This is a genomic window from Mucilaginibacter mallensis (genome assembly GCF_900105165.1).
Taxonomy (GTDB): domain Bacteria; phylum Bacteroidota; class Bacteroidia; order Sphingobacteriales; family Sphingobacteriaceae; genus Mucilaginibacter; species Mucilaginibacter mallensis.
On sequence record NZ_LT629740.1, the window covers coordinates 5570487 to 5583056 of the forward strand.

Genomic DNA, 12570 nt, shown 5'->3' on the forward strand with positions numbered 1-12570 from the left:
TAAGTCGCCCGGTAAACGGGGCAAACTTTTATTATCATGCTTAAAAGAGAAAAAATCAGCAAAGTTTACAAAGCCTTAGGTAAAACTAACGGCCACTCCCCTTCAGAATTCGATACCCCATCAGCTTTAAAAATTAAACAGATAGCAGCTCTTGATAAGGCATCTGTGCTTTTTATATTGGAAAGCCAGGAACAGGGCCTGTCAGCAGCCGAAGTTAAGGAACGTTTAATAACCTATGGCTTAAATGAGGTTGCGCATGAAAAAGCGCCTAAATGGTATGTTCAGCTTTTCGAGGCTTTTGTTAATCCGTTTATTGCGGTATTACTCATACTGGTGATCATTTCGGCAATTACTGATATTATCATCCAAAAACCAGGCGACAGGGATTACACCACCGTTGCTGTTATTGGTACCATGGTGATGTTAAGCGCTTTGCTGCGTTTTGTACAGGAGTTCAGGAGCAATCAGGCAGCCGAAAAGCTCAAATCGATGGTTAAAACCACGGCCACGGTGCTGAGGCTAAATGAGGAAAAACGTGAAATAGATATTAAAAAGCTGGTTCCGGGCGATGTGATCCAGCTATCGGCAGGTGATATGATTCCGGCTGATGTGCGGGTGTTGCAATCAAAGGACCTTTTTGTGAGCCAGGCAATATTAACCGGCGAGGCGTTACCTGTTGAAAAAACTGACGCGGCAAATGCTAACGCAGGCAAACAATCACCATTAGAGTTGGATAATACCTGCTTTATGGGTACTAATATAGTAAGCGGTACCGCCTTTGCAATAGTGGTAAACACCGGTGGTGATACCTATTTCGGTTCGCTTTCGAAATCATTAGTAGGCAAACGTGCTGAAACCAGTTTTGATAAAGGCGTAAACAGCGTAAGCTGGCTGCTGATCCGCTTTATGCTGATCATGGTACCGCTGGTTTTCCTGATCAACGGCCTTACCAAGCATGATTGGCTGCAAGCCCTGCTCTTCGGTATTTCAATAGCCGTTGGTTTAACTCCTGAAATGTTGCCAATGATAGTTACTGCTAACCTGGCTAAGGGCGCGGTAAATATGTCGAAACGTAAGGTTGTAGTTAAACGCCTGAACGCTATACAAAACATTGGCGCTATGGATATTTTGTGTACCGATAAAACAGGTACGCTTACCATGGACAAGATTGTGCTGGAGCGCCATTTAAATGTTTATGGCTTTGAGGATAACGAGGTAATGAAATGGGCCTACCTGAACAGCTTTCACCAAACCGGACTTAAAAACCTGCTGGATGTGGCCGTTTTGGAGCATGTTGACCTGCATGCCTGCTTAAAGGAAGGTGAATCGTACCAAAAAGTTGATGAGATCCCTTTTGATTTTCAGCGCAGGCGCATGTCGGTTATCCTGGAAGAAAAAAATCATAAACACCTGCTGATATGCAAAGGCGCGGTTGAGGAAGTGCTTGACCTGTGTACCAATGCTTTTGATCCGGGAGAGAACAATCAGTTAGAGATAAATAAGGACTCTATTGTTCCGATAGATAAAAGCATGCGCGATACTATCCTTAAAACCTCCCGTAAGCTTAACGAGGAAGGATTAAGGGTATTACTGGTTGCAATTAAGGAGTATGATGAAAGGCCGCTAACCTATAGCGTTGCCGATGAAAGCAATATGATCATGACCGGGTTTATCGGTTTCCTTGATCCGGCCAAGCCATCAGCAAAACCTGCTATTGAGGCGCTGCACAAACTGGGCATCAGCATAAAAGTACTCACCGGCGATAATGAGGTGGTTACCAAAAAGATTTGCAAGGATGTAGGTATCCCGGTAAATAATATCCTGCTGGGTAAGGACCTTGAAAATATATCCGACGAAGAGTTGATTGCGATTATTGACGATGTCAGCATACTGGCAAAGCTGAGCCCTATTCAAAAATCGAGGGTGGTTAAGGTATTACAGGCAAAGGGTCATACCGTTGGTTTTATGGGCGATGGTATTAATGATGCTGCTGCCCTGCGCGATGCTGATGTGGGCATTTCTGTTGATACTGCTGTAGATATAGCCAAGGAAAGCGCCGACATTATTTTGCTGGAAAAAGACCTGATGGTATTGCGCAAAGGTGTGATATACGGGCGCAGAACGTTTGGTAACATTATCAAATACATCAAGATGACGGCAAGCAGTAACTTCGGTAATATGTTCAGCATGCTTGGGGCAAGCGCCTTGTTGCCATTTTTGCCTATGCTGCCTATCCAGATACTGATCAATAATTTGCTGTATGATATTTCACAGATCTCCATTCCATGGGATATTATGGATGAAGATTTTATTGAAAAGCCGCAGAAATGGAATGCCAGCGGTATCAGCCGGTTTATGCTGTTCGTCGGCCCAATTAGCTCCATATTTGATTATGCAACCTTCGGGGTAATGTGGTTTGTGTTTAAAGCTAATTCGCCGGCTCACCAGGGTTTGTTTCAAAGTGGTTGGTTTGTAGAGGGCTTGCTGTCACAAACACTGATAGTACACATGATCCGTACACGCAAAATACCTTTTATACAAAGCTGGGCAGCTGCACCGGTAGTGGCACTTACCTCATTTATTATGCTGATTGGTATAGCGTTGCCATTTTCGCCACTTGCTAATGCTTTTAAGCTGGAGGCTTTGCCTTTGGCATATTTCCCATGGTTGTTTGGCATATTACTGGCTTACTGCCTGCTTACACAACTCATAAAAAACTGGTTTATCAATAAATTCCATCAATGGTTATAATCTTCTTCTAATATAAAATATGAAACTACTTTTAATAATATCAATAAGTTTATTGCTGTTTACCACAGCTTTTGCACAGGACACTGTAAAACAACAGCGGTTTAGCTTTCATTTTCAGGAAACTACTATTACGCAATTTAAACCCGCATTCAGTGCGCCGTATACCGGGCAAAACAGCTTGCTCACATCACAGGAAACACAATCATCCATAACCACCACCCTGTTTGGCGATGCCCGTTTATGGAAAGGTGCCGATGTTATTTTTGATCCCGAACTCTCAGGCGGTGCGGGCTTGAGTAAAACAACAGGTATAGCCGCTTTCCCTAACGGAGAAACCTTTAGGGTGGGTTCTGCTTCACCGGCTATATATATAGCGCGCTTATTCTTCAGGCAAACATTTGAGTGGGGCAAGGAAAAAGATACCATTCAGGATGACCAGAATCAATTAGCCGGATTAAAAAGCAAACGCTATTTTACTTTTGGCCTGGGTAAATTTGGTATGGCCGATTACTTCGATAACAATGAATTTAGCCACGACCCACGTACCCAATTCATGAACTGGGCGCTGATGGATAACGGAGCCTGGGATTACCCTGCCAATACCCGTGGTTACGTATTAGGTGCTTATACCGAACTCGGTCAGCCTGATTGGACATTACGCTTTGCCTTTACCATGGTTACCACAACCGCAAACGGGTCTGTATGGGATGCAAAAATACTGCATGCCAACACCCAAACTATAGAATACGAAAAACGCTATGAAATAGGCGGACAAAAAGGTTCGTTCAGGATATTGGGCTTTACCAACAATGGTAAGTTTGGTAATTATGATCTGGCGATAGCCAACAACAAAACCGCCCCGGTTGTAGATAGCACGCAGGCCTATGGCAGGCATAAATATGGTTTCGGCATAAGCGCCGACCAATACCTGACCAAAGATTTTGGCGTGTTTGCAAGGCTTGGCTATAATGATGGGCATAACGAAACCTGGTTCTTTACCGAAATTGACCGCTCACTAAGTTTTGGGGGTGTATTAAAGGGCACATCATGGAAACGCCCGGATGATGAACTTGGACTAGCCTTTATTGGCAGCGGGTTATCATCAGAGCATCAGGCTTACTTGGCAGCAGGTGGCTATGGCTTTATTATTGGTGATGGCAGGTTAAATTACAGTCCGGAGCTGGTTGCGGAACTGTATTACAAGATAAATGCTTTCCAAAAGAAATTCTGGATCACACCGGATTATCAGTTTATAGTTAACCCAGCATATAATGCTGACCGTGGTCCGGTGAATGTGTTTTCGTTAAGGGCGCATGTGGAGTTTTAAAGAGAGGTTATTTAAAGATGTCATTGCGAGCGATAGCGCGGCAACCTCTTCGCATACATATGGAACGCGACGGGGTTGCTTCGTCGTTCCTCCTCGCAATGACATGGTGGAGGGAGCGGTCATGCTGAGTCACTCGAAGCATATGCGTAAAGGTCTTTACGCTCACCCTTCGAGTGCCTGTGTGACACCCATTGCGCTACATTAAATAATCACTGCGTAATCAACCTATCCTCAAAAAACAAGAATGGCAATTGGTTCTCAATACCTTTTATCACCCATATTGGTCCTTTTTGGCAATAAAGGATCACTCGTATTTGTTGCTGCTGCTTTTTCTCGTATTCGGCCAAAACCTGCAGGCATGAGCCACATGATGTTACTGGTTTCAGTAACGGAAACTCATCAGTATGGGCGGTTATAGCCATTGATTCAATAGGGTCATCCGGATGATTGGCTCCCCAGTGGAACAGTGCCACACGCTCGGCGCAAAGGCCTGAGGGGTAGGCAACGTTTTCCTGGTTACTGGCGTAGATGATCTTGCCACTAAGCAGCCGCATTGCCACACCAACCTTAAATTTTGAATAGGGTGAATGGGAATTGGCCAGTGCCTTAACAGCTTCAAGGCATAAAGTATGGTCGTTTTTATTAAGCTCGTTTAAAGTATCGTACTCTTCGAAAGCAATTTTTATTTCGTGATTTATCATTACCTCATCCTGCGTAAAAAAGCAGGGGATACAAGATAAGTAAAATTTAATTATCAATGATAAAAACGCGGTATTATTGATGCAGGAGTGATTTTAGCTGTTTCGCAGCGCTTCCCTTATTTTTTCAGAAGTAGCCTGTAGTTCTTCAGGGCTGAACTTCATTTTAGGGCGACTGAAATTAAGATCATCAACCCGGTTCATGGGGATCAGGTGGATATGGGCGTGCGGAACTTCGAGCCCTATAACCGCTACACCTACTTTTTTACAGGGAATAGCAGCCTTTATACCCGTAGCCACTATTTTGGCGAATAGCTGCAGGCCCGTATATGTTTCATCATCCAGATCAAAAATATAATCAACTTCTTTTTTGGGGATCACCAGCACATGGCCTTCGGCAAGCGGGTTAATATCTAAAAAAGCCAAAAACTCAACGCTTTCAGCCACGGTATAGGCAGGTATTTCGCCGGATATGATTTTTGAAAAGATAGTGCTCATTGTTTGGTTGATTAAGTTGCTTGGGAGAGTGGTTGATTGAGTTTTATTGAAGCTGATTAAGTGAGTAGTTAACCTAATCAACCACTCACTTAATCAACCAATCAACTAACGACTTATCTCCAATATCTCAAATTCCATTTTACCGGCAGGTACGGTGATCTCGGTGGTGTCACCAACTTTTTTGCCCAGTAAACCTTTGGCAATTGGTGATGCCACCGATATTTTGCCCGATTTAAGATCGGCTTCGCTTTCTGATACCAGTTGGTAGCTCATAGTGGCGCCGCTCTTCACATTCTTTATTTTTACGATGGATAGAGCCAGTACTTTTGATGTATCAATTTTTGATTCATCAAGCAAACGGGCGCTGGCCAATAACTCCTGCATCTGCGAAATTTTAGCCTCATGTAAGCCTTGTGCTTCTTTAGCCGCGTCATATTCCGCGTTTTCGGATAAATCACCTTTGTCACGCGCCTCCGCTATCGCTTTAGATATATTAGAGCGAACGGTTGTTTTTAAATATTGTAATTCCTCTTTTAATTTTTCTAAACCTTCCTTGGTATAGTATGATACCTCTGCCATAACGCACGAATTAATTTAACTTTCTATTAGTTACCAAAAAAAACCGCCCTCCTGTTTTATGAAGGACGCGATTGTTATAAAAAACAAACAAGACTATATGGGCAGCGCCTACATAGTCTTGCTTTGTGTTAAACGAAGATAAGTGATTTAAATTTTAATATCCAAATTTTTGTTGCCCCGCAACAAAAATTTGGATATTAAAATAGTGATTAGTGGTTGGAGATTAGTGATTAGTTGAGATTGGTTTACAGGGATTAAGCCGCAAATGACATATGCTTTTACTAAGCTCTAACCACCAATCTCTAATCACTGAGAAGCGCCAGCTTCGCTGCCATTACCTCACTTATCCTTCTATACGAATCAAATGTCCATCCGGCCACATGCGGGGTCAGGATCACTTTGCCGGATTGACGAAGTTCATCATACCACTCCTGATCGGCAAGGGATGGGAATTTCTCCACTTCTAATACATCGAGCCCTGCTCCTATAATTCTGCCTTGTTTAATGGCATTTAATATTGCACTTACTTTGGCAGTTTTACCGCGGGAGGTATTGATGAAGAATATAGGTTTTTTAAAATGGAACAGATATTCATCGTTTACCAAACCATTGGTTTCGCTGGTTAGGGGTATATGCAGGCTCAGCACATCGCTATGCTTAACAATTTCCTCCATGCTTACCTCGCGGGCATATCTGTCGCTAAAACCGGTTTTGTATTTATCATAAGCAATAACATCAACCCCAAAACCGGAAAGTTTCTTGGCAAAGCTGCTGCCCATAAAGCCATAACCAATGATGCCTACGGTTTTGCCTTTAAGCTCATAACCACGGTTAGCCTCGCGCAGCCAGCTGCCGGTCCTGATTTCAGCATCGGATGTGCGGAAGTTGTTCATCAGGGATAATAATAATCCTACGGCATGCTCACCAACAGCATCCATGTTGCCTTCAGGGGCATTTATTAGCTGGATGTTTTTCTCAGCGGCGTAAGCCTCATCAATGTTATCCATACCGGCCCCGGCACGGCAAACAAAGCGCAGGCTGGTAGCTGCATCAATAACAGACCTATCTACATTAAATTTTGAACGGATCACCAGTCCGGCATAATCGCTGATTATTTCAAAGGCTTCGCTGGCTTTTATTAATGGCCGATAATCGCAGGTATAATCCAATGCTTCTGCTTGTTCAATGAATACAGGGTGTATGTCATCAACAATAAGTATATTCTTTTTCATTTTCAGCTACAAACATATTGATACGGCGCGAAAATTGTATTGTTTGATGTAATAAATTCATTTATTAAGCTGGATGATTTGTATTTAAGCCACCAAATTCAATTAAATTTATAGTATAATTTCAACCGATGAATAAAGCTATCGTCATCACTGCCTGTCTTCTCCTAGTCTTATTTAAAAGTGCATTCGCCCAGGATCAGCTAAAGATTGCGGAGGATAGCGACAGCAAAAAGGATACGCAAATATGTACTATCAAAGCGTTGGATGGCAACGATCAGAAAGTGCATGTTATGCCCGACTACTTTAATCGCCTGTTAAAAATAAGCTGTTTAAAAGATACAATAACCATATTTGATTACTGGGGCGTACCTGCGGAGGTAACTGTTTTAAATAAAAATTTTATAAAGATCAGTTATGCAGTTAGAGGGGGATCGGATATCAGTTTAAGTAATGTGATGGTTTTATGTATAAACGGTGGTCGACTGTATGAAGCTATGCATGTTTTAGAACATGTAAGCTCGGAATCGGAAGGCGAAAAGGAGCTTTACCGGAATATTTACAAGATAACAATGACCTTAAGCGGCGATGATAAAAAGAACTATAAACTGCATGTAGGTATTCATGATAGTGTTAAGTCAAGGGCCACACCTGCAATAAATTATAATTACAACAACCAAACTGTTTTGAGTTTTGATGCAGGCCGGAATGTTTTTTATAGCATAAAGGAGGATATATACGACAGTTTTGCCGTTTATCCCACAACGCAGAAAAACTACAAAGAAAAGCTTAAAGGTAATTATCCCGTAATTATTTTAGGCAAAGAAACGTACTATTACATAAAAGGCGGATGGTATAATTTAGGAAGGAATAATGAGCTGAGTGGATTTACAACCCATACAGCAAGATGATCTTTGCCCTTTTCCTTAATGGGGATTGGGCGATATTACAATACCTTAAACCTATCAGCGTTTTAATTGTACTATAATAAAATGCTATAGTTATGGAACCATTTAGAAAGATACGTTCAAACGTAAAAATATATGCAGACCACCTTTCGCACGACGGCTTTAAACAAGTTTTCGACCATATTGACCAGCTCAACATTAAAAAGGGTGTAGACAGGCTGGGTCTCGAAAAATTTATTGAGCAATGCGCCTACCTGGCGGCGGGCTCCGGGGTAATATCGGGCAGCGGCGGTATGCTTACCATGGTGGTGGGTATCCCCTTTGATTTTATAAACCTCATTACCCAGCAATTCAGGGTTACGATGGCTATTATGTACTACAATAAAGGCACCTATGAGCTGGATTTTAATGATTTTATGACATTGGTAGCCACATCGCTAAAAGTGGAAGCCAGTGTAGCTCTCACCAAAACCATGATGGAAGGCATAGCCGAAAAGTTGTTAATGATACTAGGCACCCGCACCGCTGAACGTATGGTCCCTATAGTTGGGGCTGCTATTGGTGGGACGGCTAATTACCTGTTCATAAAGCGGATGGCTACATCGGTACGGAAAATACAGATAACGCCGATTATTATCACGGTGAATTAAGAATTTCAATTGTAGCGATGGGTTTGAAACCCGGAGTGTTCGGTAGATTGAATTTTGTTTTTTATTCCCTCCTCACGGGAGGGGTGTGGTTGGATGTGAAGTGGCAGGGAGGGGTTTATACACCAACCTATCTGTTAAACCCCACCCTTCCCCGCCCCAAGGCGGGAATCGCACAAGGCCGATGCTCCCTTTCCATCTTTCGAACACCCATCGCTTGAAACCTATTGTTATGGTATAAATATTATTTAATCCCCGCTATCTTACTGGCCAACTCCGCCAGCTGAACGGTTTGCTCTGCATCAATGTTTTTATTATTGCTGATGATGAGCGTGTGGTTAAGCGCTTCCATTTCAATGTCATCGTCCATATCCATTATTGTGTTCCTGAAATTCCAGTTCATGGCCGGTAATGCCTTTTGTTCATCATTGGTGACTACATAAAACTTCCCGCTGAATACTTTATCATCCGGGAATTTAAGTTCAACAGGGTGGATGAGGTTTACTATCCTATCGGTAAATGTTTCCCTGCGGATAAGTATCCGGCCAAAATCATTTTTAAGGGTGATAAAAGCCCAAACCTTGTATTGGTAAAAATCCTGATCCTCCCCTGAGCGTACACTATGATAATAATTATGGATTTTAACAAAAGCCAGGTAACATTCATTAGCGGTATTGTTGATCTGCAAAACACCGCCAACGCTTATATCAGGGTTAATGTTTATGGTCTCAAATTTGTTGATGTGCAGGTTGATATCATCGGGCACACTGATATTGAATTTTGCGCTTAGGGCAGCGTAAGTATTCTCAAGCGCCTGTACGGTATCAGCACGGAGCGAGCAGGTATCAAAGGGGAAATTGTGCAGCATATAGCAGTTAGCTTTAGGTTTATTCGTTACGGAGTGATTTTACCGGGTTTACCAGCGCTGCTTTATAGGTGATATAACCGATGGTCCCTATGGCTATAAACAACAGGCCTGCAACCGGCGCAACAAAACCCCACCAGCTTAGATCCACCTTAAAGGCATAACCCTGCAGCCATTGTTCAATAAATAAATAGGCCAATGGCAGCGCCAGCAAGCTTGAAAACAATACCAGCTTAACGGCATCCATAGTAAGGATGTAAATGATATGTGCCACTGATGCCCCTAATACCTTGCGTACGCCAATTTCTTTAATTCTGCGGGCAGTTGAATATGCGGTTAAGCCAAACAGGCCCATGCAGGCGATAAGGATGGCCAGGCCTGAGAACAGCAGGAAGATGTTGCCGAATTGCAAGTCCTGCTGATATTGGCGGTTATAAAAATCATCCAGGAAAAACCAATCCAGTGATGATTCAGGGAAATAGCTGTTCCATGTATTTTTTATGCTGCTGATGATCTGATCGGGGTTATTGCTACTGAATTTAACCGAATAATAATTTACCGGCACCCAGCTAAACTTGGGATCCATAAATAAAATAACCGGGGTATAACTTTGTTGTAGCGACCGCTGGTGATAATCCTTTACCACGCCAATTACAGGGTTTGGCCTTTTCTCGCTGGTTTCGAGCCATACCAGTTTGCCGATAGCGTCCTCGTTGGATGCAAAACCCAATTGCTTTACCGCGGCCTCATTTAAAACCAGGCCAATGGAGTCTGCCGGGCGACTTTTGTCAAATGCCCGGCCCGCAGCTAATTGAATGTTATAGTTTTTGATAAAATCATGATCCACTTTTAGCATTTCATAGAGGTGCTCTTCGGTTTTTGAGTCGCCAAATTTGCGGTTGGCCAAAAACTCGCCCACTTCCTTACCCGGCACCGCGCCCGACGCGGTTACACCTTTTACGCCGGGTGTATTCAATAACAGTTGTTTAAAGCTGTTTAATTTTTGTGCTGAGCCCGGTGTATTTACAGGCGCTTTTAATACGATGGTTTGATCGATACTTACCCCCAATTGCTGCTTGCTCATAAAAACGATCTGCCGGTAAACAGCAACGGTGCCAGCGATTAGCAGCAGCGATGCCGCGAACTGGAATGCCACCATCCCCTTGCGCAGGATAACGCCGGTTTTGGAAAAGGTGTGTTTGCCTTTTAAAACACTCACCGGTTTTAAGCGGGATAACAGCAAAGCGGGGTACAAACCCGATAATAATATGCTCCCTACAAATACTACGGCTATTTGCAGGTATAATGAGGTATTAAACAACAAACCGAATAATACAGAATGGTTCAATAAATTTGGCAATAGCTGCGCGGCTATGGCTACTATAACAATACCCAGCACCAGCGCGATAGCATTAATAACAAGTGATTCAAACAAAAACTGCAGCAGTAATTGCAGCGAGCTGGCCCCGTTCACCTTGCGGATACCGACCTCACGGGCGCGGTCGATAGCCTTTGCGGTTGAGAGGTTGATGTAGTTAACGCAGGCGATCAGTAAAATAACATAGGCTATAATGCCCAGGAATTTTACGGCGGTACGGTTGCCCTTTACCTCAAGCTCATATTGTTTGGCAGGGTTAAGGTGAATATCAGTAAGGGGCACCAGGGTAACAGCCCATTTAAGATCTTTAAGCGATGGTCCGTTTTTATAACGCTCGGCAAGGGCCGGGAATTTAGCCTCAACACTATGCGGACTGGTGCCCGGTTGTAATTTTAAAAAGGTATAGCTCTCATGCAGATACCAGAAATCCCTTTCAAATTGTGGGCAGGTAGCCCATGAAATGAGGTAATTGAACTGCATGGTGGAGTTTTTAGGCACATCCTTAAACACACCGGTAACCATGCAATGCAAAATACCATTTTGAGTGCTTACCTCCAGAAATTTGCCGATTGGATCGATACTGCCAAAATACTTTTGTGCTGCTGCTTGAGAGATCACCATGGTATTAACCTCCTTTAATGCCTTTTTAGGGTCGCCCTGTATAAGCGGGTAATTAAAGAATGAAAAGAAATTGGTATCGGCAAAGGCAACATGCTCCTCGCGGTATTTGGTGTTGTTGTAGCGTACTACCCGTTCCGATTCATGCCAGTCGATACGCACTGTGGAAGCGATCTCGGGGAAGTTCTGCTTCATGGCGGTGGCATAACCGTTGGTGCTGGTTGGCCAGTCATTCACCAGGTTGTCGCCTTTGTAAAAGCTGCTTTCCACACGGTAAATGTTGCCGGAGTCCTTGTTAAAGGTATCATAACTTTTTTCAAAGTTTACATAGGCGCTGATGAGTATATAAGCAGCAATGCCCAGCGTTAAACCGCCGATATTGATAAGCGTATACGTTTTGTTTTTAACTAAGGTGCGGCGGGTGGTGAGCAGGATGTTCTTAAGCATGAGCTAAATATAATTATTTGTGGGGATAATTAGGTTAGCTACTATATGTAAGTAATCTGGTATGCTTATGAAGATGATTTTACTTTTCTATCTTTTCGAAGTTTTAACTCAGATATTTCATACTCTAATAGTTCATTAAATGACTTATCTATTTTTTTGAATAAATCAAGTTCGTGGTCCCATTGATAAATTAATCCTTTCCCATCAAAACAATACAAATCCGAATCTCCAATAACTTTCATGAATGGTATATAGTTATTATTCGTTTGTTCTTTGAATTTATTAGCCTGATTTTCAATATTCATCCAATCGGATATATCAATTGCAAATCCAAAAACAGCAAATCCATATAGAAAAGACCAAAACGATCCTACTTCTAAAGGTTTAGGTCTTGGCCAGATATCATCTTTAATATCAATGTAAATTCCCCCTAAAGGCGAAACGGAAAATGCTTTAAACTCCTCTGGCAGTTTTATGCTATGTTTCTTTTCGAATATTTTTAAAGTATCATAACTGGGTGCATCTTTCCCGCACGCGACTAAATAGAAATCAGAATCGACATACTTTAGAAGTATTTTTTCATAATCGATTTGTTTCTTAAAGAACATAACGTTAAGTTTTTATA

The 12570-nt window shown here is 42.5% G+C and carries 11 protein-coding genes; 4 read left to right on the forward strand and 7 right to left on the reverse strand.

The features are described 5' to 3' along the window. Positions 1-36 precede the first annotated feature (36 nt). Both mgtA and BLU33_RS22925 read left to right on the forward strand, forming a co-directional pair. Positions 37-2751, forward strand: coding sequence for a magnesium-translocating P-type ATPase (mgtA, locus tag BLU33_RS22920; protein ID WP_091378949.1), 2715 nt, complete (start codon positions 37-39; stop codon positions 2749-2751). 19 nt (positions 2752-2770) lie between these two features. Then, positions 2771-4078, forward strand: a complete 1308-nt coding sequence (locus BLU33_RS22925) for a carbohydrate porin (protein ID WP_091378951.1) — start codon at positions 2771-2773, stop codon at positions 4076-4078. A gap of 209 nt (positions 4079-4287) precedes the next feature. Here BLU33_RS22925 and BLU33_RS22930 read toward each other — a convergent pair whose 3' ends face one another. The 4 genes from BLU33_RS22930 to BLU33_RS22945 all read right to left on the reverse strand — a co-directional run bounded on the left by BLU33_RS22930 (position 4288) and on the right by BLU33_RS22945 (position 7085). Next, the gene (locus tag BLU33_RS22930; RefSeq protein WP_091378954.1) at positions 4288-4779 is read right to left on the reverse strand and encodes a cytidine deaminase family protein; all 492 of its coding nucleotides are present in this window, start codon (positions 4777-4779) and stop codon (positions 4288-4290) included. A gap of 93 nt (positions 4780-4872) precedes the next feature. After that, positions 4873-5274 (reverse strand): HIT family protein, encoded by a 402-nt coding sequence (locus tag BLU33_RS22935; RefSeq protein ID WP_091378957.1) that lies wholly within the window; start codon positions 5272-5274, stop codon positions 4873-4875. A gap of 105 nt (positions 5275-5379) precedes the next feature. Then, positions 5380-5853, reverse strand: a complete 474-nt coding sequence (gene greA, locus BLU33_RS22940; protein ID WP_091378960.1) for a transcription elongation factor GreA — start codon at positions 5851-5853, stop codon at positions 5380-5382. Between the two features lie 302 nt (positions 5854-6155). After that, on the reverse strand, positions 6156-7085 hold the full coding sequence (locus BLU33_RS22945; RefSeq protein ID WP_091378962.1) for an NAD(P)-dependent oxidoreductase: 930 nt from the start codon (positions 7083-7085) through the stop codon (positions 6156-6158). Positions 7086-7213: 128 nt separating this feature from the next. On the opposite strand from BLU33_RS22945, the gene BLU33_RS22950 reads away from it, so the two are divergent. Both BLU33_RS22950 and BLU33_RS22955 read left to right on the forward strand, forming a co-directional pair. Next, a complete protein-coding gene (locus tag BLU33_RS22950; protein WP_091378965.1) occupies positions 7214-7993 on the forward strand; it encodes a hypothetical protein in 780 nt (259 codons plus the stop codon). A 92-nt stretch (positions 7994-8085) separates the two neighbouring features. Beyond that, entirely contained in the window at positions 8086-8640 is a 555-nt protein-coding gene (locus BLU33_RS22955) for a hypothetical protein (RefSeq protein WP_091378968.1), read from the forward strand. 241 nt (positions 8641-8881) lie between these two features. Here the strand turns inward: BLU33_RS22955 and BLU33_RS22960 are convergent, their stop codons facing one another. From BLU33_RS22960 to BLU33_RS22970, 3 genes are all read right to left on the reverse strand, one after another. Then, on the reverse strand, positions 8882-9505 hold the full coding sequence (locus tag BLU33_RS22960; RefSeq protein ID WP_091378970.1) for a hypothetical protein: 624 nt from the start codon (positions 9503-9505) through the stop codon (positions 8882-8884). 19 nt (positions 9506-9524) lie between these two features. Beyond that, entirely contained in the window at positions 9525-11945 is a 2421-nt protein-coding gene (locus tag BLU33_RS22965) for an ABC transporter permease (protein WP_091378973.1), read from the reverse strand. Positions 11946-12010: 65 nt separating this feature from the next. Next, positions 12011-12553, reverse strand: a complete 543-nt coding sequence (locus BLU33_RS22970) for an SMI1/KNR4 family protein (RefSeq protein ID WP_091378974.1) — start codon at positions 12551-12553, stop codon at positions 12011-12013. Between the last annotated feature and the right edge of the window lie 17 nt (positions 12554-12570).

Bases quoted from the DNA above. Each gene is read 5' to 3' on its own strand.
- mgtA (WP_091378949.1), top strand. From the start codon at position 37: ATGCTTAAAAGAGAAAAAATCAGCAAAGTTTACAAAGCCTTAGGTAAA.
- BLU33_RS22930 (WP_091378954.1), bottom strand. From the start codon at position 4,779: ATGATAAATCACGAAATAAAAATTGCTTTCGAAGAGTACGATACTTTA.
- BLU33_RS22955 (WP_091378968.1), top strand. From the start codon at position 8,086: ATGGAACCATTTAGAAAGATACGTTCAAACGTAAAAATATATGCAGAC.
- BLU33_RS22950 (WP_091378965.1), top strand. From the start codon at position 7,214: ATGAATAAAGCTATCGTCATCACTGCCTGTCTTCTCCTAGTCTTATTT.
- BLU33_RS22925 (WP_091378951.1), top strand. From the start codon at position 2,771: ATGAAACTACTTTTAATAATATCAATAAGTTTATTGCTGTTTACCACA.
- BLU33_RS22960 (WP_091378970.1), bottom strand. From the start codon at position 9,505: ATGCTGCACAATTTCCCCTTTGATACCTGCTCGCTCCGTGCTGATACC.
- BLU33_RS22935 (WP_091378957.1), bottom strand. From the start codon at position 5,274: ATGAGCACTATCTTTTCAAAAATCATATCCGGCGAAATACCTGCCTAT.
- greA (WP_091378960.1), bottom strand. From the start codon at position 5,853: ATGGCAGAGGTATCATACTATACCAAGGAAGGTTTAGAAAAATTAAAA.
- BLU33_RS22965 (WP_091378973.1), bottom strand. From the start codon at position 11,945: ATGCTTAAGAACATCCTGCTCACCACCCGCCGCACCTTAGTTAAAAAC.
- BLU33_RS22970 (WP_091378974.1), bottom strand. From the start codon at position 12,553: ATGTTCTTTAAGAAACAAATCGATTATGAAAAAATACTTCTAAAGTAT.
- BLU33_RS22945 (WP_091378962.1), bottom strand. From the start codon at position 7,085: ATGAAAAAGAATATACTTATTGTTGATGACATACACCCTGTATTCATT.